Origin of the sequence: Paenibacillus sp. RS8, assembly GCF_041956825.1 — a bacterium.
In the GTDB taxonomy this organism is placed as follows: domain Bacteria; phylum Bacillota; class Bacilli; order Paenibacillales; family Paenibacillaceae; genus Paenibacillus_AQ.
In genome coordinates, this window is record NZ_CP168131.1 from 6,837,660 (window position 1) to 6,860,866 (window position 23,207).

The 23,207-nt window shown below is 45.0% G+C and carries 20 protein-coding genes and 1 other RNA gene; 3 read left to right on the forward strand and 18 right to left on the reverse strand.

The genetic code is table 11. The features are described 5' to 3' along the window. Window position 1: 1 nt before the first annotated feature. On the reverse strand, window positions 2-661 hold the full coding sequence (locus tag ACDZ28_RS32050; RefSeq protein WP_341114482.1) for a TerC family protein: 660 nt from the start codon (window positions 659-661) through the stop codon (window positions 2-4). A 173-nt stretch (window positions 662-834) separates the two neighbouring features. On the opposite strand from ACDZ28_RS32050, the gene ACDZ28_RS32055 reads away from it, so the two are divergent. Beyond that, window positions 835-1,527: a TerC family protein gene (locus ACDZ28_RS32055; protein ID WP_375103702.1), complete on the forward strand. Its 693-nt coding sequence runs from the start codon at window positions 835-837 to the stop codon at window positions 1,525-1,527. Window positions 1,528-1,563: 36 nt separating this feature from the next. On the opposite strand, the gene thiI is transcribed toward ACDZ28_RS32055, so the two are convergent. The 6 genes from thiI to ACDZ28_RS32085 all read right to left on the reverse strand — a co-directional run bounded on the left by thiI (window position 1,564) and on the right by ACDZ28_RS32085 (window position 6,412). Next, the gene (gene thiI / locus ACDZ28_RS32060) at window positions 1,564-2,850 is read right to left on the reverse strand and encodes a tRNA uracil 4-sulfurtransferase ThiI (RefSeq protein WP_375103703.1); all 1,287 of its coding nucleotides are present in this window, start codon (window positions 2,848-2,850) and stop codon (window positions 1,564-1,566) included. A 3-nt stretch (window positions 2,851-2,853) separates the two neighbouring features. Then, complete coding sequence (locus ACDZ28_RS32065) at window positions 2,854-4,005, reverse strand: cysteine desulfurase family protein (RefSeq protein ID WP_375103704.1); 1,152 nt, start codon at window positions 4,003-4,005, stop codon at window positions 2,854-2,856. A 129-nt stretch (window positions 4,006-4,134) separates the two neighbouring features. Next, on the reverse strand, window positions 4,135-4,845 hold the full coding sequence (locus ACDZ28_RS32070) for a lytic transglycosylase domain-containing protein (protein ID WP_341114488.1): 711 nt from the start codon (window positions 4,843-4,845) through the stop codon (window positions 4,135-4,137). 184 nt (window positions 4,846-5,029) lie between these two features. Then, window positions 5,030-5,443 (reverse strand): DUF5353 domain-containing protein, encoded by a 414-nt coding sequence (locus tag ACDZ28_RS32075; protein ID WP_231573887.1) that lies wholly within the window; start codon window positions 5,441-5,443, stop codon window positions 5,030-5,032. A gap of 12 nt (window positions 5,444-5,455) precedes the next feature. Further along, window positions 5,456-5,764, reverse strand: a complete 309-nt coding sequence (locus tag ACDZ28_RS32080) for a DUF1540 domain-containing protein (protein ID WP_375103705.1) — start codon at window positions 5,762-5,764, stop codon at window positions 5,456-5,458. A 150-nt stretch (window positions 5,765-5,914) separates the two neighbouring features. Continuing rightward, a complete protein-coding gene (locus tag ACDZ28_RS32085; RefSeq protein ID WP_042130298.1) occupies window positions 5,915-6,412 on the reverse strand; it encodes a YpuI family protein in 498 nt (165 codons plus the stop codon). Window positions 6,413-6,721: 309 nt separating this feature from the next. On the opposite strand from ACDZ28_RS32085, the gene ACDZ28_RS32090 reads away from it, so the two are divergent. After that, the gene (locus ACDZ28_RS32090; protein WP_375103706.1) at window positions 6,722-8,659 is read left to right on the forward strand and encodes a S8 family peptidase; all 1,938 of its coding nucleotides are present in this window, start codon (window positions 6,722-6,724) and stop codon (window positions 8,657-8,659) included. Between the two features lie 6 nt (window positions 8,660-8,665). Here the strand turns inward: ACDZ28_RS32090 and ACDZ28_RS32095 are convergent, their stop codons facing one another. Then, entirely contained in the window at window positions 8,666-10,105 is a 1,440-nt protein-coding gene (locus tag ACDZ28_RS32095) for a PLP-dependent aminotransferase family protein (protein WP_375103707.1), read from the reverse strand. 93 nt (window positions 10,106-10,198) lie between these two features. Here ACDZ28_RS32095 and ACDZ28_RS32100 point away from each other — a divergent pair, with 93 nt between their 5' ends. Then, entirely contained in the window at window positions 10,199-11,419 is a 1,221-nt protein-coding gene (locus ACDZ28_RS32100) for a PLP-dependent aminotransferase family protein (RefSeq protein ID WP_375103708.1), read from the forward strand. A gap of 527 nt (window positions 11,420-11,946) precedes the next feature. On the opposite strand, the gene rnpB is transcribed toward ACDZ28_RS32100, so the two are convergent. From rnpB to recO, 10 genes are all read right to left on the reverse strand, one after another. Then, window positions 11,947-12,362, reverse strand: an RNA gene (gene rnpB / locus ACDZ28_RS32105) — RNase P RNA component class A. A gap of 64 nt (window positions 12,363-12,426) precedes the next feature. Then, window positions 12,427-13,542 (reverse strand): Nif3-like dinuclear metal center hexameric protein, encoded by a 1,116-nt coding sequence (locus ACDZ28_RS32110; protein WP_042130305.1) that lies wholly within the window; start codon window positions 13,540-13,542, stop codon window positions 12,427-12,429. Then, complete coding sequence (locus ACDZ28_RS32115) at window positions 13,518-14,288, reverse strand: tRNA (adenine(22)-N(1))-methyltransferase TrmK (RefSeq protein WP_076117474.1); 771 nt, start codon at window positions 14,286-14,288, stop codon at window positions 13,518-13,520. Before ACDZ28_RS32115 ends, ACDZ28_RS32110 begins: the two co-directional genes overlap by 25 nt. 5 nt (window positions 14,289-14,293) lie before the next feature. After that, window positions 14,294-15,118, reverse strand: a complete 825-nt coding sequence (locus ACDZ28_RS32120; protein WP_375103709.1) for a hypothetical protein — start codon at window positions 15,116-15,118, stop codon at window positions 14,294-14,296. A gap of 107 nt (window positions 15,119-15,225) precedes the next feature. Continuing rightward, complete coding sequence (rpoD, locus tag ACDZ28_RS32125; protein WP_042130309.1) at window positions 15,226-16,359, reverse strand: RNA polymerase sigma factor RpoD; 1,134 nt, start codon at window positions 16,357-16,359, stop codon at window positions 15,226-15,228. 40 nt (window positions 16,360-16,399) lie between these two features. After that, window positions 16,400-18,220, reverse strand: coding sequence for a DNA primase (dnaG, locus tag ACDZ28_RS32130; protein WP_339291442.1), 1,821 nt, complete (start codon window positions 18,218-18,220; stop codon window positions 16,400-16,402). 39 nt (window positions 18,221-18,259) lie between these two features. Beyond that, a complete protein-coding gene (locus ACDZ28_RS32135; protein WP_375103710.1) occupies window positions 18,260-18,736 on the reverse strand; it encodes a DUF188 domain-containing protein in 477 nt (158 codons plus the stop codon). A 239-nt stretch (window positions 18,737-18,975) separates the two neighbouring features. After that, entirely contained in the window at window positions 18,976-21,051 is a 2,076-nt protein-coding gene (gene glyS / locus ACDZ28_RS32140; RefSeq protein WP_375103711.1) for a glycine--tRNA ligase subunit beta, read from the reverse strand. Next, window positions 21,044-21,931, reverse strand: a complete 888-nt coding sequence (glyQ, locus tag ACDZ28_RS32145; RefSeq protein WP_042130314.1) for a glycine--tRNA ligase subunit alpha — start codon at window positions 21,929-21,931, stop codon at window positions 21,044-21,046. The genes glyS and glyQ overlap by 8 nt, the downstream gene beginning before the upstream one ends. A 520-nt stretch (window positions 21,932-22,451) precedes the next feature. Then, window positions 22,452-23,207 (reverse strand): DNA repair protein RecO, encoded by a 756-nt coding sequence (recO, locus tag ACDZ28_RS32150; RefSeq protein WP_042130315.1) that lies wholly within the window; start codon window positions 23,205-23,207, stop codon window positions 22,452-22,454.

The window sequence follows — 23,207 nt, forward strand, 5'->3', positions numbered from 1 at the left end:
ATTAACCTGCAAATGTTGTTCTCCGCTTAATAGCTCCGGTTACAACCACTAATATTCCTAAAGCGATCGGCAGGATGGAATGCGTGGATGGGAGTAAAAAGGATAGCATTGTCCCTAATTTTGCATCCTGAAGCATCATGTCTCCTGCTGTAAAGGCTAAAATATACGCGCCGATAAATACGAGTAACGGAAATCTATGCAACCAGCCTACAATGAGGCCACTTCCCCATACTACAATCGGAATGCTGAGTGCAATCCCGATGACAATTAAAGCCAAATCACCTTTGGCTAGACCGGCAATCGCCAAGACATTATCGAGACTCATAATAAAATCAGCCACGAGAATCGTTCGGATTGACTTCCATACGGAGGATACTTCCGCTACCCTGAGATCCTCCTCTTCTTCGAGCAGCAGCTTGAACGCAATCCATAGCAGCAGAATTCCTCCTCCAGCTTGGATATAAGGAATTTTCAACAGTAATACCGCGACAAATGTAAGCACGCAGCGCAGAATAACAGCTCCCGCAGCTCCCCACCATACCGCAATTTTCCGGTGTTTCTCCGGAAGGTCTTTACTGGCCATCGCGATGACCATTGCATTATCTCCACTCAGCACAAGATTGATCATCAATATTTCACCAAGGAGCAATAATGATTCCATTCTCTCTTACCTCCCCGAATCACATGTAACTACATGTATGTTCGGAAGTGACAAGCTATGCTTCCTGTCCAACTTTTTTTTGAGGATGAAAGCATGTATGCCCTTTTTTTTGCGTATACAAAACTAAGCATATCTTCGTGCTCATCTTAACTAAATTTAGGGGTGACTACGCCTTGAATACATCCATATGGGAGTTTGTATTATCACTGCTCAATATTATCTTTCTAGATCTCATTCTGGCGGGAGACAACGCTATAGTCATTGGGCTTGCTGCGCGTAATTTGCCCAACAGTACTCAAAAAAAGGCTATCGTGCTCGGGACAGCAGGTGCCGTCGTATTACGGATTTTCGCAACAATTCTGGTCGTGTGGCTATTAAAGATCCCCTGGTTACTACTAGCTGGCGGGATTTTACTTATTCTGATTGCCTACAAGCTGTTAACAGATGAGAACAATTCAGCGAATATCAAGGCTGGCCAAAGCCTATGGTCTGCTGTGGGTACGATCATTCTAGCCGATGCTGCGATGGGACTAGATAATGTCATCGCCATTGCTGGCGTTGCTAAGCACAATATCTCTCTAGTTGTCATAGGACTGTTAATCAGCGTGCCAATCGTCGTCTGGGGAAGTACTCTCTTTATTAAATTAATCAACAAATATCCATGGATTATTTATATTGGCTCAGCTGTCTTAGGGTTTACAGCGTCAAGCATGATTACAGATGAGCAGCAGCTATCCCCATTCTTTGACCTGCATCCGCTATTGAAAGCTCTGTTTATAATCGTGATCATCATTGGCATTTTAATTGGAGGACACTGGAGACGTCAATCCAGTCATAAACAATCAAAAAAACTGCCTCAGCCGTAAATATTGCTACGAATGAGACAGCCTTTTTTTATAATATTAAAACCATTCTTCCTGTAATCCAGCCTGGGCACTTACTACATCTTTAGGCTTCTCATCTCCATAGGGAGTGATCAGCACGGTCTCCGTGGCTTCAATCGCTGCATCCAGCATTGCAGAATATCCAGGGAGCGTAGCTTCAATTTTATCTACAATCCGTAAATTCGGGTTCGTTGTAGGTGATTTTGGAACGAATAAAGTGCAGCAATCCTCATAAGGAAGGATAGATAAATCATAGGTGCCTATATTCTTAGACAGCTCCACAATATCACTTTTGTCCATCATTACCAGCGGACGTAGGAGAGGAAGATCTGTAGCACGGCCGATCACGTTCATGCTTGGTAACGTCTGACTAGCAACCTGACCAAGACTTTCACCGGTTACGATTGCGAGTGCCCCCTCACGTTCAGCAAGCTGTGTAGTAATCCTCAACATAGCTCGACGCATCAACGTAATAATCAGGTTATCCTGACCTATTCCAGTAAAAGATGTCTGTACCCCTGTAAAGGGCACCAAATGCAGTTTGATGACTCCCGCATATCGTGACAAAACCCTCGTAAGATCAACCACCTTTTGCCGAGCAAGCTCACTCGTATAAGGATAACTATAGAAATGTACGCATTCCACCTCAAGTCCACGACGCATGGATGACCAACCCGCTACAGGACTATCAATGCCTCCGGACAGCAATAACATTGCTTTTCCATTCGTACCAAGCGGAAATCCACCAACACCAGCAATATTTTCACAAAATATATAGGTATGACCTTGGCGAATTTCGACCTTCAGCTCCAGTTGAGGTGATTTTACATCCACAGTAAGTCCGGAGTATCCTTGCAGCAGTGGGGTTGAGACTAGCTTATTCATCTCCATAGAGCCATACGGGAATTCCTTCCATACTCGACGCGCATTAACCTTAAATGTAGTTCCCGGTGCAGGAGCGATGATCTCTAAAAAATGGCGGCCGACAGCCACAATATCCTCGAGTTCCGACTTAGCCACCTTTACTGGACTGATAGAGGCAATACCAAATACGTTCCTTAGCACTTCTACCAATTCAGTAGCAGGTTCTCCGTTCAGCTCTACATAAATTCTTCCAAACTCCTTGGTTAGAACTACCTTTGGATAAGGCTTAATCATTTCCTTCACATGACGCAGTACAGTTTTCTCAAATCTGGCACGGTTCTTGCCCTTTAATGTAAACTCCCCGAAACGCAAAAGCAGCATATCGGCATAATCTATACTATTGGCACTGCCTTTAGCAGATTCCTGATTCATCACACTCATTAGTTACTTCATACCTCCTTCAGCAATCTTTAAAGCTCGTACCGCAGTAATAAGTGCTTTCTCAAGTGCCGCGACATCTTCTTCGGTGTGACTATCACCGAAACTGATACGGATGCCTCCTGAAGCAACAGAAACATCTTTGCCCATAGACAATAGAACACGACTAGGTTCTGCCAGTCTGGAAGAGCAGGCCGATCGGGTAGAAACAGCCATTCCTAATTCCTCCAGCTTGCGGGCAAATACCTCACCTTTCATGCCTGGGTATGAGAAATGCACAATATGAGGGGCTCCATCCTCTCTGCTGTTTATAACAAATTCAGGAACGGTGTGCAAGAAGCGTAGCAGTCGATCTCGAAGCGGAAGCACTCGAGCATAGAAGGTTTCGCGTTGCTCACCACTCATCCGCACTGCTTTTGACGATGCAACAATCGCAGGTACATTCTCTGTTCCAGCACGTTGCCCCTCTTCATGTGAACCACCTGAAAGTAAAGGGAACAGTTGAATTCCTTCTTTAATATAGAGAAGCCCCGCTCCGCGTGGGCCTCTAATTTTGTGAGGAGACAAGCTGTAAAGATCCGCTTTCCATCCTTTAAGATCAACAGTAAGCTTGCCAAATCCCTGAACGCCATCTACATGAAATAAGGTTCGTGAATTGACGGATTTAATCAACCTGCCAATCTCCTTTAGCGGCTGCACTGTTCCAATCTCATTATTTACATGCATCACACTTACGAGCACAGTATCACGCCGTACTGCAGCAGCTACTCGCTCTGGATCAATCATTCCAGTACTGTCCGGCGCTACAAAAGTAATCTCCCAGCCATTTCTCTGCAGTTGCAAACAGCTTTCATACACAGAGGGATGCTCTATTTCCGTAGTTATCAGATGACGTCCTCTTGACTGATACTGTAAAGCAGCACCTTTAATTGCTAAATTGTTACTCTCCGTAGCTCCAGATGTAAATAGGATCTCCTTTGGTTGGACAGCTAGCGCAGCCGCGCATACTTCTCGTGAACGCCTGATCAACTTAGCTGCTTCACTACCAGCACGATGTAAGGATGACGGGTTAGCATAGTGCAGCTTCATAATTTGTTCCATCGTCTTCACCACATCTTCATAGGGGGGTGTAGCGGCGGCATAATCCCAGTAAAGCATATATCGATTATCTCCTTTACTTCCTTAAAGTACAAAAATCATTCTTTCTTAAATTTCGAAAAAGGATCAAACGGTAATCCCAAATACCAGCCATGTGGTTTAAGGGAACTGCCCGTTTGATCCTTTATATTATACAGCGTATTGCGCGCGAGCGCGTTCTATTTTAGTGATATAGGACTGCGTCTCTTTTGGAAGCAGTGTAAGCTTCTCCAATAATTCCTGATCATTGCTTACCCCAAGGTTAATGACCCTGCCTGGTCCAGCATTGTAAGCCGCTAATGCCATCTTTTCCTGTCCGTCAAAGCGTTTCAATTGATAAGACAGATAGCGTACACCGCCATCAATGTTTTGAGCCGGGTCGAATGAATCTGAAACCCCTAAACCGCGTGCTGTTCCATCCATTAACTGCATTAATCCTTTTGCACCAGCCGTTGAGACAACGTTTGGATTAAAGGATGATTCTGTATCAATTACAGCTTTTATCAAATCAACTGGCACCCCGTATTTAGCACTCGCCGTTTGAATTAGATCATCATAGCTCGTTGGTTTAGTATCCGTTATTTCCCCGGAAATTACACTCTCGATGCTTTCCGCTGTCCCACCTATCTGTTGCCACAACAGGCTGCTAACAGATGACGCGTCCGGGAGTGACGTTAAGAAGCTTGTATCCCCGCTGTTAGAGGTGTTAGAAGACAAAGCTTGCAGCATTGCTGCAAATTGAGAAGCAGACGCACCTGACCTTTCAGTTTCATTCGCTGAACTACTCTTGGCGGTTGCACTCTTTAAGCTTATCCATTTAAGCTGCCCTAACCCATTGGTTACAGCGGGATTAATCTCCATACCGGCGCACTCCTTTTATCCTGTTGTATCATATATATTGATCTAACCTTAGATTTCGATGAATTACGGCTTAATATTACATTTTATCCGAGATTATTGCTATATGCTGGAATGAAAAAACAGACTTCAGACCCTGATATTTAGGTCTAAAAGCCTGTTATAATTCAAACTTTACGCTTCTTGTTTAGCGGGCAAAGGGGATCATCACAAAGTAACTAAGTGTGGATACAATCCCTAAACCCATCGCCCATGCCCCAAGCGTTTTTTGTTCTTTGGCATATGCATAATATCCAATTACAACCGATATAGGTCCAAGAATGATGGACCAGAGAAATAAGGAAGCAATACCCATAGCCAGCCCAGTATAACCCATCACTTGGCTGCCACTGTATTCCACTTCATTCTCTTTAGTTTCACTCGCCACATGCGGTGTTGTATCCCGAATCGGCATTGATACCGGATTCACCTCTGCGGCATATTCCTCTTGATGTTCTCTGTCCCGGCGAGGATAGTCTACTCTGCGCGGACGCAATATGACTTTTCTCGGACCGGATGGTCCATTGGATGAACTTGATTCATGATCCTTTTCTCTGTCCATTAGGGCGGCCTCCTAGGAGTTCGGCTTAAAAGTTAAACAGCATGTTGCAGACGATGTTGCGACATGATCGTGGTGACCCTCATTCGTCATTTCCTCAGCATATTCTTCTATAAATCCACTACCCGCATGCTTGTCGATCTCAATAATAATTTCTTCAGCCCGGCATAAATTATGCTCGCCCCAATAATGACAATTGCTCACACTACATTTGACTAATGGCTTTACACTCGACATATTTATCACCTCGGCTTCATTATGTCCGCTCGATTTACCGCCTATTCGACAGGCAGGTTTCCAGTTGATGTAACGAAGCCCACGCAAAATATCCCCACAAAGTGGGGGGGGCTTCGATGCGTACTCAGGTACTTTGTGGGGGCCCCAAATATATAAATTCTAATACGTCAAAAAAGGACCAGCCTTCGTCATTATAAATGAACGAAGTGCTGATCCTTTACACGAACTATTTAACTGTTAAACCTGATTTTGCATACGTTTCTCAGTCAAATAGTCGTTCTCATAATAAGTAAGGTCATCGCGTAACTCTTCATAAGTCTTGGTAATTTCAAGAATGATATCACGTGCCGGACGAACTGGCTTTTTACGGAAACGAATGGCATCCTGTCCAGTATAAGCATAACGTCCATCTTCAGAATAGCTTTCATTCTTTGGATAGAAGAAGTTATTCACGCCATAGTGATACACATTATAAAGCGCTTTCTGCGCAAAAGATTCATCGAATGTAGCACGACGAAGCGCAACTCCCAGCTTCTCATAAGACATTTCCGAGAACACTAACAGATGACGAACATCGGACAGAAATCCTTGATAAAAGTGTACAGTTTCCTCATCACTTTCAGTTACAAGTTGAGGCAACGCATGCTCGTTTAGAAAAATTTCCATCTTATCAATTACATCTTTAAGTTTGTCTCTCGTCGATTCACATAATTTCTGCACATTGGCTGCTGACATGGCGGTTGCTCCCCCTTATTATTCCCTGCTCTTGTAGTCAATAAAGTTAATCCTATGAAGAAATAGTCTCTAGACGTATCTCTTTATTCTTGCAATATCAGGATGTAAACACAGAGAAGTCTAACCTTCTGAAAATTAAAAGAACATCTATCGACATATCTCCTGCAATATCAGGATGCGAACTCCAGATGCTTATTCTCTCTGATATTATCATAAAAAACGTAAGGAAGGTATCCTTTTCTAAGATGCATAAAACATAGGCTCTCTTCTAAACCTATAGACATTACAATGTGTAGAGGAGCGGAAATCATGTCACGAAAAAATCTAACGGTTGCAGGTCTGATAACAGCTGCGTTCACAGTTGTTTTACTCACCTTTGCGCTGCGCCCTGCTGCTAATGGGACAACCAGAGAAGTCGCTAATGTCGCTGTACCGAATCCTGCTCCAACTTCAGCCCTTCATTCAGCACCAAATCCTTCACAGGAAAAGTCGTTGAAGAAAACCTCCTTATCTCAAGATGTTGATGCGACGGATCACCTGAATAGAGTCGATGTCAGCAGACATTTGACCAAGCTCCTCTCTGAAACAGATGGAATGACTTCGCTCCATGATAAATCAGTGTATGCGAAACGTTTGCAGCAGAACCACGGATTTATCACCATGCTAATGTGGATCGATTTTCGCAAGCATAAAACGGAAACCTTTAAGTCCTCCTCATTTCCTCAAGGGACCGAACAGGAGAAAGAACAGCTGCAGAAATATCTAAAGACGGCGAAATCAGCGATCCATGGTCATCAATCCTATGAATCTCCAACGTTTACAATCGGTAAAGAGAAATATTACTTTATCGCTCAGCGGAACAAAGAAAAAAATGTAGGCATCATCGCACTTATTAACCAAAAGGTGCTTGGGCGTGTTGCAGATCATCAGCTGAAGAACCTGCGTCTTATTCCTTATCCGAAGGAAGGCAAATACCGTGTAGAGTCTGTCCATACCGACAATTTAAAGGATATCACCGTCAAAACTGGTCATGATAACGAAAACGCCAGCCATTTTTATGAGAATGAAATTGTCGTCCGTTTCCGCAACAACTCACCTACACCGGGGCAGCTTCAAACGATAACCGCTGACATCAACGGTAAGAAGCCGCGTAAGCTTGGGTATGCCTATATTTTTCGTTCGGAGAAGATGACTTATTATGAGCTCAAAGATTATTTCACCAATAAATGGCATCCTGAATATACAGAGCCCCACTATATGTATTTAACCAATGATACGATAACTAAAAACGCAGAGGGAACCGTTACTCCAAATGACATGTTATTCTCCACTTATCAATGGAATCTGCCGGCGATAGAAACCGAACTAGGGTGGAACCTTTCTAAGGGTAGTAAAGAGGTTGTCGTGGCTGTGGTGGATACCGGAGTCCAGATCAATCATCCAGATCTAAAAGGTAAGCTTTTGACCGGGTATAATGCGATCACCAACGGTTCCACCCCAGAAGATGATGTAGGACATGGCACACATGTATCTGGAATTATAGGCGCACTGGTTAATAACGGAGAAGGTGTGGCGGGAATTAGCTGGTATAACAAGATCCTTCCGGTAAAAGCACTTGATAATTCAGGAGCAGGTACCACATATTCCGTAGCAGAAGGAATCATTTGGGCAGCTGACAACGGTGCAAAAGTCATAAATTTAAGCCTAGGCAACTACGCGGATTCCCAATTTCTTCATGACGCAATCAAATATGCCTATGACCGAGATATCGTCTTGGTATCTGCTGCAGGCAATGATAATACAGAACGCCCAGGATACCCTGCTGCCTATCCTGAAGTGATTGCAGTAGCTGCAACCAATGCTTCGGGGGAAAAAGCTTCCTTCTCCAACTACGGCGACTATATTGATGTCGCTGCACCCGGAGAAAGCATAGCAAGTACTTACCCTGATAGTCAGTATGCTGCTTTATCCGGAACATCGATGGCCAGTCCTCACGTCGCTGCACTGGCAGGTCTGGTTCGTTCACTGAATCCGAATCTAACGAATACCGAAGTTATGGATCTTATGACCAAAAATGCCGTTGATTTAGGCACTCCCGGTCATGACAAATATTTCGGCTGGGGTCAGGTCGATATCTATAAGACACTGCAAGCCGCTAGCGGCAATCAGGTTCCGCTACAGCTATGGCCACAGCATGTGCAACAGCAAATGAATCAATTGAAACAAAGATTAAGTAACTCTAAGTAACACCCCTTAACCGCTCACCCGCAAAAACCGACCAAGCAGACGGAGAAATAAGCGTAAACCTTCCTCCATATCCGTTTCATTCATTTGTGAATAACACAAACGGATATGCCGAGAAGGAGTTTCTGCGGAATAACAGACATCACCAGGTAAAAAAGAAATGCTCTCTTGTTCGGCAAGCTCATGTAATCTTGCGATATCGGGAGAAGCTGGTAGCTCCAGCCATAGATTAAGTCCTCCCTCAGGAAGCATATAGTTCACTCCAGGCGGCGCGTAGAGCTTAAGCAGCTTTGCCGCCTTTTCCATGCGACCGCGAAGTGTAATTCGTAATTGAGCAGCATAGGATTCATACTTGCCCGCAATAAACGGCAATACTGCCCGTTGCGTGAGGAGAGGACTCCCTAGATCACTTGCAGACTTAGCGGCGATAAGCCGAGACAGAATATTCCTCTCAGCGGCAACACAGGCAATTCTACAGCCGGGTGCTATAACTTTACTGAAGCTCTTCATATAAACTACATGCCCTTGGGAATCCATCGATTTGATTGCCCCAGGCGGAGGCGCATGAAAATATAAATCACTAAATGGATCATCCTCTACAATAAGGCAACGATAACTGCGGGCTAATTCCAGCAGCCGTTGTCTTCTTGCCATGCTCATGGTTACTCCGCTCGGATTCTGAAAAGTAGGGATGGTATAAATCAGTTTAGGCGGTCTCTGATCACACATTCTTGTCAGAAGGTCCACCCTCATCCCTTCACTGTCCGTTGGTACAAAGATCATCTCTGCACCTCGTCCTGCAAAAACATCAATAGCCCCAGTATAACTAGGCGCCTCAAGATACACAGTATCTCCAGGTCCGACAAAGGTACGAGCTACCAGATCAATGCCTTGCTGAGTTCCGCTTGTGATCATCAAATCCGAGGAGGTGAGCGAAATTCCACGTGTTTTTAAATGATCTCTCATGATTCCTCGCAGCTCCAGATCACCTTGGAAGTTCCCATAGGTTGCCATAAGCTCCGGCTGCTGTGTGACTAATGCTGCATAGGAGTCACCGATATTTTTTAGAGGGAGTAGCTCACTATGAATTGCAGCTATATGAAAGGGATACTTTACTTCAGAGTAATCAAAATTGCGCCAAAGCTGAGCTCGCGGCAAATAATCATCATATACATCCTGCCAGCGCCCCTCTTCCTGACGTTTAATATGCCCAGGATCGGCTACAAAGCAGCCTTTACCCTGTCTGCAATAAATAAGCCCTCGCTTCTCAAGCACATCGTAAGCCTTGCTTACAGTAACCTGACTTACTCTCAGAGTTGTAGCCAAACTTCTTACGGAGGGCAGCCGGACACCTTGCTGGAGCAGTCCTGATGAGATCCGCTGATTTAGGGTTTCACTGATCTGATGGGGCAGAGATTTACTGCCGCCTCGAATCAAATCGATATGCATGAACCCTTCACCTCCACTGTTATATTCAACGCTTTACTGTTATACAGTACTCCTATTATGATAGCACCAAATCGAAAGGTGGAGAACTCATTTATGGATATCAAATACTCGGCCGCAGCCAATCATCTAGGATCATCAGCCGTTCGCGAGATTCTAAAAGTTACACAGGGCAATGACATCATTTCACTTGCAGGCGGGCTGCCTGGGGAGGATTTGTTTCCCTTAGAGGCCGTACGGGATGCTTATAACCGTGTACTCTCCAGCGATGCCTCAGCACTTCAATACGGACTAACCGAGGGCTTTACTCCACTACGTGACAAAATCGCTGAAAGACTTACTCGGCAAGGAATCCCTGTTTCAGCGTCTGAAATGATTCTGACTACTGGTTCCCAGCAGGCCATAGATCTACTATGTAAAATACTACTTGACCCCGGTGATGCTGTCCTTGTTGAAGCCCCCACTTATCTAGCAGCCTTACAGGTGCTTGGCTCCTATCGAGCTGATATTCATACGATCAATAACGACGAGCAAGGCATTCTGCCAGATCACCTGGAGAATCAAATTCAAAAACTACGTCCCAAACTCCTATATGCAGTTCCGACCTTCAACAATCCTTCAGGCGCAACCTGGAGTAAAGAACGTCGTGAGAAAGTGGTTGAAATCTGCCGCCGTTACAATGTTCTGATCTTGGAGGACAATCCCTACGGTGAAATAACCTTTGAGGAAAATAAAGATCTTTATCCACCCTCACTAGCGTCCATAGACAGAAGCTATGGCCGCGATTATTGTGTTGCTTACACTGGAACCTTTTCCAAAATCGTAGCCCCCGCCCTGCGTACCGGCTGGATTATCGGTGATTCTAATCTCATCAAGACCATCGCCAAAGCAAAACAAGCAGCTGATCTGCATTCTAGCACTATTGACCAGCGCGCTTTAGATGAACTGCTGCTTCATTTCGATATTGAGCAGCATATCCGTGTCATCTCAAGAGAATATTATTCTCGAATGAAACTTTTATCCGCTGAACTCAGATCACAGAACTGGGAAGGTGCTCATTTTCTAGAGCCACGAGGCGGTATGTTCTTATGGCTTACGCTTTCCCAAGAGATCAACACGAAGGAATTACTTCCGCTAGCAGTAGAGAACGGTGTTGCTTTTGTTCCAGGTGAGGTGTTCTATTCATCACAGCCCCTGAAGAACAAGATGCGTCTGAATTTCACACATACGCCACCTGAACTTATCCCCGTTGCTGTTCAGCGTCTGGAGAAAGCGTTGGTACAATGGCGGGAGAATCAATCCACGGTTCGATCGTAATCATGATCTAATAACCCGGCTTCTTCATCCTTTATAGGATGGGGAAGCCGGGTTATTTAATTCCCTGCATGCTTAGAGTAATTTACTTCTTAGACACTTCTATGCTATCTTTATTGATTCTAAAATATCCATTTTCAACAAAAGACATGATTCTACTGACACTTACCCCTGTCTGAAGGGATATATTTAATACCATCGTGTCGGGTGAAGTCTCTACGATTTGCCTGATTCTCTGATACATCTCATCACAACTATTGCACATTCTCTTATTGTTTCGTTCATATAAATGTCCGCAAAACTCGCAAATCTGATAATTACCCATGCTACACGTTTCCCACTTTCTACATATCTTCTTGCCACGAGCATAAACACCTTTAGCGTTATAAGGACGGTAAGCATTTATGAGAGAAATATAAGGATAATGTATAACGTGAAGCTTATACTTTCTTATATTTATAAAAAAGCGACGTGATCCGGTTTCCCGAGATACGCCGCTTGTATGGTGTTGTTAAAAATGACGTTGCAGTTAGGAAAGTTTGCCGTAAGCCGGGTTCTGTGCTCGTCGTGGTTCGATCGGGAACTACCCTCCCACCATAAGCGACAATCATCTATCTAGGCCGTACATTACTGCACAGCTCCAGCGACCAACCTAGACGCGCCTCAGGCTAAGGCTGCCTATTCCAATAAAGGAATCTGCTGCGTCTCATTAGGTCTTGCTCCAGATGGGGTTTACCAGGAACGAAGTCACCAGCGTTCCTCGGGGTCTCTTACACCTCGGTTCCATCCTTGCCTGTGCCGCCCTAAGGCGGCCATCGGCGGTCCATTTCTGTGGCACTATCCTTCGGCTCGCGCCGACTGGACGTTATCCAGCATCCTGCCTTATGGAGCCCGGACTTTCCTCCCGTGACGTCTTCACGTCACCGGCGATTGTCTGTCAAACTTTCCGAACAACATTATATATTATACAGACATCACATGTCTGGCACAAGCATTATTAACTGGCAATTTTATAGAAACTTAAATGGCTCCGTATTCACCTGCGAAGCATGTACAGCTGTATCGTATTTATGCTCCACTAGTTTCCCCGTCATCCACTCTGCTACTTTCTCTTTCATGATCTTCTCCGCGTTATGTCCCGGATCAATCAGAGTGATACCAGCGAGCACGGCATCCTGTGCTGTATGGTAATCAAGGTCACCGGTAACCAGTACATCCGCACCACGGAAAATAGCACTATTATAATACTTTCCACCGGAACCGCCGAGAACAGCAGCCTTACGAATCGGACGCTCCAAATCACCCACAACACGAACATGGTCTACCTTCAGACCTTTTTTTACCGTCTCAACGAATTGCCCAAGTGTTGTAGGCTCTTTGAGCTTACCTACTCGCCCAAGCCCTAAACTGCGACCTTTAAGATCCATCGTGTACAAATCGTAGGCAACTTCTTCATACGGATGAGCCTTGAGCATAGCCTGTACCACTTTATTGCGGATAGTGTGTGGCACGATCGTCTCAATACGAATCTCTTCGGCACGTTCCAGCTTACCTTTTTCCCCGATATAAGGGTCTGTGCCTTCTCCCGGAATAAAAGTTCCGTATCCCTCGATATTGAAGCTGCAATGACTATAATTGCCGATTGCCCCTGCTCCTGCATTCAGGATGGCATCCAGCACTTTCTGATGGTGGTCTTTTGGCACAAATACCACCAGCTTCGACAATTGCTCCGAATGAATGTCTTTGATAGGCACTCCGTTCTCTATGCCCAGAGCTTCCGCCATCCAATCGTTCATTCCACCTTCAGTAACATCCAGATTCGTATGACTGATATATACCGCGATGTCATTTTTGATCAGTTTTTCATACATTCTACCCATCGGTGTATCGGTCTGAATCCCTTGAAGCGGACGGAAAATAATCGCATGGTGGGCTATGATTAGATTACAGCCGAGTCTAATCGCTTCTTCGACGACTTCATCATTAACATCCAGTGCAACCAGCACATTGGTAATTTCTTTCTGTAAGGAACCTAGTTGCAGACCGACTTTGTCCCACTCTTCGGCTAAATGCTTCGGAGCAAGTTGCTCCATATATTGAATTACTGTTTGTCCTTTGGCAAGCATTGCAGCACCTCCGTAATCTCCTTGATCTGATCTCGAATTAATTTCCGTTTATTCTCCGCAGATTCGAGTTCTGAACGTGATAATGATGTTAGAATGCCTTCCAATTTCTGAATCTCTCCCTGCCACTTAGCAAAAAACACTTCATTCGGTGCTTGAATCAGAAAAGGTCCCATCTGTAGCAAGGTATCCCGACCACGAACCATAGCGGAATCGCCTAACGTAACCTCACGATATACATTGGCATTTGTAATTCCCGCACTTGAATCCTCTGGTACAGCGGTCAATACTTCATACAGCTTGCCGTCTTCTTCCAGAATGCTTTCAGCTACAAGAACCCAATCATTATTTAGCAGCCATCGACGCAAAATATCCTCGCCCACATTCGGCTGGAGTACAAGTGTTGTAACATCCTTTAGCTTGCCTTGACTTTGACCACGGTCTAAAATCGAGGCAATTAAAGCCCCTCCCATGCCTGCGATCGTGATACAATTAACTTCACCAGGTTCCAGTACCTCAAGGCCATCTCCTCGCCGCACTGAGATCACCTTCCCTAGTCCGGCCTCTGCAACGCCTTTACAAGCAGCATCAAAGGGACCCGGGTTTACCTCACCTGCTACTGCGAATACAGCCTTACCGCTTTTTACAGCAGCTACAGGAAGCAGAGCATGATCAGAGCCGATGTCTGCCAACCTGCTTCCTTGCGGAATTTGCTCCAGCAATTGCTGAAGACGATCTGATAATTTCACATTGTTCATGTTGCCACCCACGTTATCCATTTTTTTCGAAACAAGAACAGCAGGACCAAGCCTACCGCAATTTTAAAAATCAGCATAAACGAAATCCACTGTGGATAATCCTGTCTGAATAAAAGCGCATCGAGCTCAGGCATGATCCATAGCGATACTCCCACTGCAAAAAAAACACTAGCGACGCCTCTCACTCTGTGATGTAAAAGCCAGCAAAGCCACACCATCATTACACACAATGGTAGCCATAAGAGCTCAAGCTCTAACATCGAAGCCTCAGGGCGTTTACCCCCAAAGAATCCCGCATATAGTAATGCCCAAAAAGCATAACCGCAGTACTGCAGCAAGCCGATCCGGAGTAGAAATCCCAAAATACACCATAACAAGCCACAGGCCCCAATCAGAATCGGTCTCCAGAGCTGGGGATCAAGATCATTCAAAGCAATCAACCATAGTCCAAAACCAAGCGTTAACACACTGCCTAGCCCTGCTAGGATAAGACTAATCACATGATTTAGATCCCTGTAAACCGCTGAGTATCCATAACAAACAATTAATACGGATAGTGCTGTTGCAAGTTGCAAAGGCCAGGGAAAAACGCTAAAATAAAGACTAATCAAGAAAATCAAGGAAATAATTCCAAAACCAAACAGCCAAATTTTGATGTTTCCCTGCTGTAGATTCTTCAGCGAAATTGGATTGTTGTCCTTAGCCGCAGCTTCATCGTCATACAGGTTGGTTAAGAAGTCGCAATATTGCTCTGGAAGCAATCTGTTATTTCTCCAATACTGAATCTCTTTTATAATAATTTCGCGTTTTTCCAAATTCACTGGCTCATCCTTCTTTCCAGATACACAAGGTCAGCACTTTTTAGGGTCGTAATTCAAATAAAAGAACCTCCTGCTACTGAGCAGCAGAAGGTCCAGTTCATGAAATACTATTCAAGGAAATCCTTAAGTCGTTTGCTACGGCTAGGATGACGAAGCTTACGTAATGCTTTAGCTTCAATTTGGCGAATCCGTTCACGGGTAACACCGAACACTTTGCCCACTTCTTCAAGCGTTCTCGTCCGGCCATCATCTAAGCCAAAACGTAGACGAAGTACATTCTCTTCACGCTCTGTGAGCGTGTCCAGTACATCCTCCAGCTGTTCCTTCAGCAGTTCATAGGCTGCTGCATCCGCGGGAGCCAAGGCTTCCTGATCCTCAATGAAATCTCCCAGATGAGAATCGTCTTCTTCACCGATCGGTGTTTCGAGCGATACTGGTTCTTGGGCAATCTTCATGATTTCTCTAACTTTCTCAACCGTCAGCTCCATCTCAGCCGCAATTTCCTCTGGCGAAGGTTCACGTCCCAGTTCTTGCAGCAATTGACGAGAGACACGAATCAGCTTGTTGATCGTCTCCACCATGTGTACAGGAATACGAATCGTACGTGCCTGATCCGCAATCGCGCGGGTAATGGCCTGACGAATCCACCAAGTTGCATACGTACTAAATTTGAACCCTTTGTTATGGTCAAATTTCTCTACCGCTTTTATCAGACCCATGTTACCTTCCTGAATCAGATCGAGGAACAGCATACCGCGTCCAACATAACGTTTAGCGATACTTACTACGAGACGTAAATTCGCTTCCGCGAGACGACGTTTGGCTTCCTCGTCACCATTCTTAATCCGCATAGCAAGCTCCACTTCATCGTCAGCCGACAACAGCGGAACGCGTCCAATTTCTTTCAGATACATACGAACAGGGTCATTAATCTTAATCCCTGGCGGCAGTGACAAATCATCATCAAAGCTGAACTCATCGCCCTCTTTGTCTTCATTGTCCTCATTTGGCCGGAGGCTGTTAACCTCTTCATCGTTCTCGTTTACAACTTCAATCCCCAAATCACTGAGTTGTTCATAGAACTCCTCCATTTGCTCGGGGTCTTGATCAAACGGCGATAATTTCTCCATAATATCTTTGTATAGCAATGATGATCTTTTCTTGCCTTGCTCAATAAGCTGGTCCTTAACCTGATCCAAAGTAAATTCTGCTTCCAATTCAGTATGCTGATCGTTCGCCATAATTCGACTCCCTCCTCCCTAGGTACATCCTGTCAACATTTCATTGTCTCTCTAGGGCTATAATCTCACTTGCTATTTGTGCCGCACGCAAAAAGTCACCTGACTTTTCCGCCTGAATCATCTCTTCACGCTTCTGATCCATCTTGCGCTGCAGTGGGTATTTCCGTACTTCGCGGATACAATCATCCAGCACCTGCATATTCCAGTCTGGAGGTGTATCCATCATGGAAATTGATGTAGCAGTTTTCTCTAGACGATCATCCTGAAGCGATGATAGAAACCGACTAATGCCGGGTGGTTTGCCTTGCGCGTAATAGGCATATAGATAAGCGGCAATTGCCGCATGATCATCGATGTTAAAATCTTCTCCGAGGCGTTCGCCCACATACGTGGCGGCTTCCGGGTCCTGAATCATAAAGGACAGTAGACGCCGTTCCGCGACATGATAAGCGGGCAGCAAAGTTGGTGTCTGCACTTGCCCTTTTTTATGCCTACCATTATTCCACCTTTTGTCGTTATTATCCCCTTCCGGGATGTTTTTTTGCATCGATGCCCTAAGTAAATTACAATCCTGCTTCAAACTATCATATGAAAGTTCCAGCTCAGAAGCGATTTCCCTTAGGTAAACCTCTCTCTCGGTCGAGGAATGTAACGAAGCAATGACCTCCAAAGCTTCTTTGACGTAGGCAATTTTGCCATCTTCCTCTAGGAGTATATGGTTTTTTTTCAGATATATAAGCTTAAATTTTATGGATGAAACCGCTGAATCAATAACCTGATCCATAAACCTTTCTCCACCATGCTTAGAGATGAACTCATCTGGATCGAGCCCGCTTGGCAGTAAGGCGATCTTTACACGCAGACCACTGCCTTCAAGCATAGGAATGGACTTCATAGCAGCTGCTTGTCCTGCCCGGTCACCATCATAAGACAGTACAATTTCATCGGCCAGACTCTTCATCAGTGCTACATGACTTTCAGTTAAAGATGTTCCCATTGTTGCTACACCGTTATGCACACCTGCTTCCCAGGCCGAAATGACATCTCCGTATCCTTCAAAGAGGACGATTTGCCGCGTTTTGCGGATGGATGCTTTGGACTGGTGCAAATTGTATAAAATCCGGCTTTTGTTAAATAATCTGCTCTCTGGAGAATTCAAATACTTGGGTTGTCCTTCTCCAAGAATTCTTCCGGCAAATGCAATCACCTTGCCTGTGCGGTTCGCAATCGGAAAAATAATCCGACCACGGAAACGGTCTATATATCCTTTGCCCTCGCCTCGAGCAGACAGGAGTCCACCTTTCTCCATCTCAGCAAGATCAAAATTCCGTTTCTCCAAAAATTGTAGCAAAGTATCCCAGCGGTCCGGAGCATATCCGATCTGAAACTGGTCAATCATTTTATCGCTGAAATTCCGGGCTCTTAAATACTCCATTGCGGCTTTGCCGTGTTCCGTATTCTTCAGCAAGTAATGATAAAACTTTGCGGACCATTCATAAGCTTGAATCAACCGATCGCGTTCCGGATCAGGAGGAGACATCAGGCCTCCCTTACCTTCGGGTACGGGAATATCACTTTCTTCAGCCATTATTTTGACGGCTTCGGGGAAGGTTAATCCTTCGATTTCCATCCTAAATTTGATGGCATTTCCACCCATGCCGCAGCCAAAGCAATGAAATACTCCCCGGTCGGGGGTAACTGTAAAGGAAGGGGTTTTCTCCGAATGAAACGGGCAGAGGCCCCATAAATATTTCCCCTGCTTGGACAAATGGACAACCTTACCGACTGTATCGACAATATCATGACGTGCAAGCACGCTTTCGATAACTTCTTCCGGAATATTCCCGTGTCCGCTAGCCACTTCAACCACCTTCAATTCTTAACAAATAAATATAATTCGCTATTGCTCCACATTCTCCTGCAAAAGTATTAAAAGTTTTGTCATTTTATGTTGAAAATATAATTTTTCTTCTGCCGTTATAGGTTTCGGACCCTTAGAATAATGTCCCCGTCTTCGTTCCACGGCCCTGGCATGCCTACCTTCCAACATAAAATCCATTTTGGAATCATCATATTCCTGGCCACGAAAAGAAAGCACACTGCATCGTTTGCCGAGCGCAAGTGCTGCGAGGCCATAATCTTGCGTCAATACAACATCTCCTGCATTAATATGATTGGCAATATATAGATCGGCGCTCTGATCTCCCCGGTCCACCTGCACAACCGTTACACCCTCTTCAGCTTTCAGTGCATGGTCATAAGAAGATACCATCAGTACTGGCACACCAAAAGCGCGCCCTACTTCGACAATTTCTTTTTTGACCGGACAAGCATCCCCATCCACGACTATAGTTCTAGATTGGGACTTCTTCTCCATGATCATCACCAATTTCCCGTGTAATATATATACGCCCTCACCGCAAGAAATCCTTCTTTCTATGCATAAATACGGAACGGATGTCAAATGACGCATTGGCACCGTTCCGTATATTTATACCCCAAACCAACATTCTATACCATAAGACACAAACTTTTCTTATAGATGTTGTTCAAAAAGCTTTCCTTTGATCAAACGTCGAATCTTGAATTCAGCCGGGAACTCAGGTGCTCAGTCGTCTACCAGACGAGCTTGCCAAAATCAGCAAACGCCTTGGAGTCAGCATCAATCCCAGCAAGCAGAGCTAAACGGTTAGCACGTACCTGCTCATCCTCCGCCATAACCATAACCGAATCGAAAAATACTGTAACAGCATCTTTTAGACCCGAGAGAATACGAAGTGCTTCTTCGGCATTATTCGCAGACATCGCTTCAAGATACGGTGTGTGTAACTCCTGCCATGTATTGTACAGCTGCAGCTCAGCATCTTCTTTAAGCAAAGAAGGATCAATCACTTCGCTGGTTGCTTTCGCTGCCAGATTACTGACACGAGTGAGTGAATCTACGGTAATTTTGAAGTCTGCCTGGTCTAACACAGCACTCATAAGTGCACGGCTTCTGCCTACAAAATCTACCACATCATCAAAGCCCGCCGCTGTAACAGCGTCCACAACATCATAGCGTACATTGTCGGATAAAAGGCGTTTAACACGCAGACCGAAGAACTCGTACAGGTTTATACGTAGTTCATCGTCAGAATGTTTCGAATTCCCTGAATTTTTATGAATTTCAATCGCTGCTTCAAAAATTTCACGCAGTGTAATCGGCAATTTATGCTCAAGCACGATTTGAACGATCCCTGCAGCCTGACGACGCAGTGCGTAAGGATCCTGGGAACCTGTAGGAATAATACCGATGGAGAAGCATCCTACAATCGTATCGATCTTATCCGCAATGCTGACAACCGAGCCGGCATCTGTCGAAGGTACTGCATCTCCAGCGAATCGTGGCTGATAATGTTCGAAGATCGCTTTTGCCACAGTTTCAGGCTCTCCTGCTTTGCGTGCATAATCTTCGCCCATAGTGCCTTGAAGTTCCGGGAATTCATAAACCATTTGAGTCACAAGGTCGAATTTGCAAATATCAGCAGTCCGACTTACTTCAGTGAGGGACCTATCAGACAATCCCAACTTTACAGCAAGACGATCGGAGATTTGGCGAATACGACGAACTTTATCTCCAACACTGCCAAGTTCTTCATGGTAGACGATATTCTCTAATTTGGCTAGTGCATCGTCAATCTTCATCTTTTGATCTTCTTGATAGAAGAATTTGGCATCTGATAGACGAGCACGGAGCACCTTCTCATTACCCTTAGCAATAACATCCAAAGATACTGCATTCCCGTTACGTACCGTTACGAAGAAAGGTAGAAGTTTGCCTGCTGCATCAAATACTGGGAAATACCGCTGATGCTCACGCATCGAAGTAATCAGCACATCCTGCGGAATGTTCAAGAACGATGGGTCAAAGGTTCCAAACAGTACGGTAGGTGTTTCCACTAGGAACAGTACTTCCTCCAAAAGATCCTCTTTGATCGCAATCGTCCAGTTTTTTTCTTCAGCCAATTGGTTGATTTGTTTCAGGATCAGTTCTTCCCGTTCCTTCACATCTACAAGGACATGCTGCGCACGCAAGCTCTCCACATATTGTGCCGGCTCCGAAATTACGGTCTCTGTTCCTAGAAAACGATGTCCACGGCTCACATTACCTGCTTTTACATCCGTGATTTCCAAATCAATAATATCTTTTCCAAAAAGAGCAACTAACCAGCGGATCGGACGCACGAATTTAAAATCGTAAGCTCCCCAACGCATGTTTTTCGGAAAAGTCATTGCATTTACGATCCCCAAAAGACCTTCAGAGAGCAACGAAGCTGTTTCTACCCCTGCACTATTTCTAGTAGCATAAATATACTCAACTCCAGCAAGCTCTTTGAATGTAAATTGATCTGGAGATACACCCTGACTACGGGCAAATCCTAAGGCAGCTTTACTCCAGTCCCCGTTGGCATCCAGTGCGATTTTGCGCGATGGTCCTTTAACCTCTTCGCTAATATCCTCTTGCTTCTCAGCCGCATCCTTAACCAAAACAGCGAGACGACGTGGTGTTGCATAGGCAGTAACTCCAGCATGGGTAATCCGTGCAGAATCCAACCACTTGGATGTTCTATCTTGTAGCTGTTCCATCGCAGCGCGGATAAAACGTGCTGGAATTTCCTCCAGACCGATCTCAAACAGGATATCTTTAGACACGGTCAGCACCTTCTTTCTTCAGCAGCGGGAAGCCAAGCTTCTCGCGTTCCTCAAGATATGTTGCCGCTACAGAGCGGGCAAGATTACGCACTCGGGTAATAAATCCAGTCCGTTCAGTAACACTGATGGCTCCACGCGCATCCAACAGATTAAAGCTATGTGAACATTTCAACACGTAATCGTAGGCTGGGAATACAAGATGTTGCTCCATCGCTCTACGCGCTTCTTCTTCGTACATGTTGAATAGTGAGAATAGCATTTTTACATCAGATACTTCAAAGGTGTAAGTAGAATGCTCAAACTCCGGCTGATGAAAAACATCACCGTAAGTCATGCCGCTAACCCATTCAAGATCGAATACATTTTCTTTATCTTGAATGTAGGATGCTAACCGCTCCATACCGTAAGTGATTTCTACGGCTACTGGATTGGCTTCAATTCCACCCACCTGTTGGAAGTACGTAAACTGAGTAATTTCCATACCATCCAGCCATACTTCCCATCCTAGACCTGCACAACCGAGTGAAGGGTTCTCCCAGTTATCCTCAACAAAACGGATATCATGCAAGAGCGGATCAATGCCGAGTGCTTTCAAACTATCCAAGTAAATCTCTTGAATGTTATCTGGCGATGGTTTGATAATAACTTGAAATTGATGATGCTGATACAGACGGTTCGGGTTTTCTCCATAGCGTCCATCGGATGGGCGACGTGAAGGCTCTACATACGCAACTCTCCATGGTTCAGGACCTAGTGAGCGTAAAAATGTCATAGGGTTCATTGTACCGGCGCCTTTTTCAGTGTCATAAGGCTGTACGATAATACAGTTCTGTTCAGCCCAGAACTGCTGCAGCGTCAAAATCATCTGCTGAAAGTTCATAATACCGTCTCCTTCGCTTTACAAGTTTTTAAAATATAAGAAGTATAAGCATCACACAATACTTATTTCTTATATTTTTCGCATAAACGTTCACCGTTCTTACAAGGACGTCGAAGGCGTTTATGCTTGCCTCTGCTTACTTAAAACTTCTTACCATGGAGGCGGCATTTTTCGCTCCGGACAGCAACAAAAAACCCCCGCCCCCATGCCTGATTAACAGACATAGGACGAGAGCTTAACTTATTCTCCCGCGGTTCCACCCTACTTGATTCCAACCTTGATTCAGCAAAATTACTGCTAAAGACAAGAACGAAATCCACTTTCATTCGCCATATCCGTACTCCCGGGTGCCATGTTCATGAACATTGTCCCGCCAGGCTCTCACTACCCCCGGCTCGCTGAATCGCGACAAAAACGCTCACTACTTTCCCGATCAATGCACGTTCTCCCAAAATGGAGCAAAACGGCGATAAATCTTATAATTAAACTGATCCTATAGTAACGGAAAAATCAGATTTCGTCAAATCTTGTACTTGTCGAGCTGATCTAGGAAATTCTGTGATTTCAGCTTTAATCCAAGCTGCACATCCATAAAGGCTCGCATAATTTTCTTCAGTTCATCACGGCTGCTTTCTTTAACATCCACATTCCCTAATCTAGTTAGATCAAGTCTGGCGAATAAACGCAACAATTTCAATGCGCGGGCAGAGACCTCCATTGCTGGAGGATCATTATGTTTACAGCTGCGGCATAGTGCCCCGCCCAGGCGAGGGCTTATCAGCAGTTGTTCATCAGGCTTTTCAGCTCCACATATCACACAGGTGTCGAACTCTGGACCATAACCAGCCGCTTGCAAAATCTTCATTTCAAAAACATTTATAATAACTCCAGGTTCCTTATCTTCTTCAAGTGCGTTCAAGCAAGCCGTAAGCTGGCGAAACCAGAAGCTCCCCGTTTCCTCATCATGCAGAACTTTATCAAGCAGTTCACAAGCGTAAGACGCATATGCAGCTTTGATCAAATCCTCACGCAATGGGTGGTGAGACTTCGTGATTTCGCCGGAATTCAGCGTCCCAAGACCTCCGTTATTTCTAAAAAAAACAAATTCCCCGACGGTGAACAGCTGGATCAGGGCAGCATGGCGGCTTTTGACCTTCTTAGCGCCTCGTACCAGAACTCCTACTTTCCCGGCGTTCTCGGTGCAAAGCGTAATGATTGCGTTCCCCTCGCCGTAGTCCATGCTGCGGATGACGATCCCTTCCACCCTGTGTAGCAT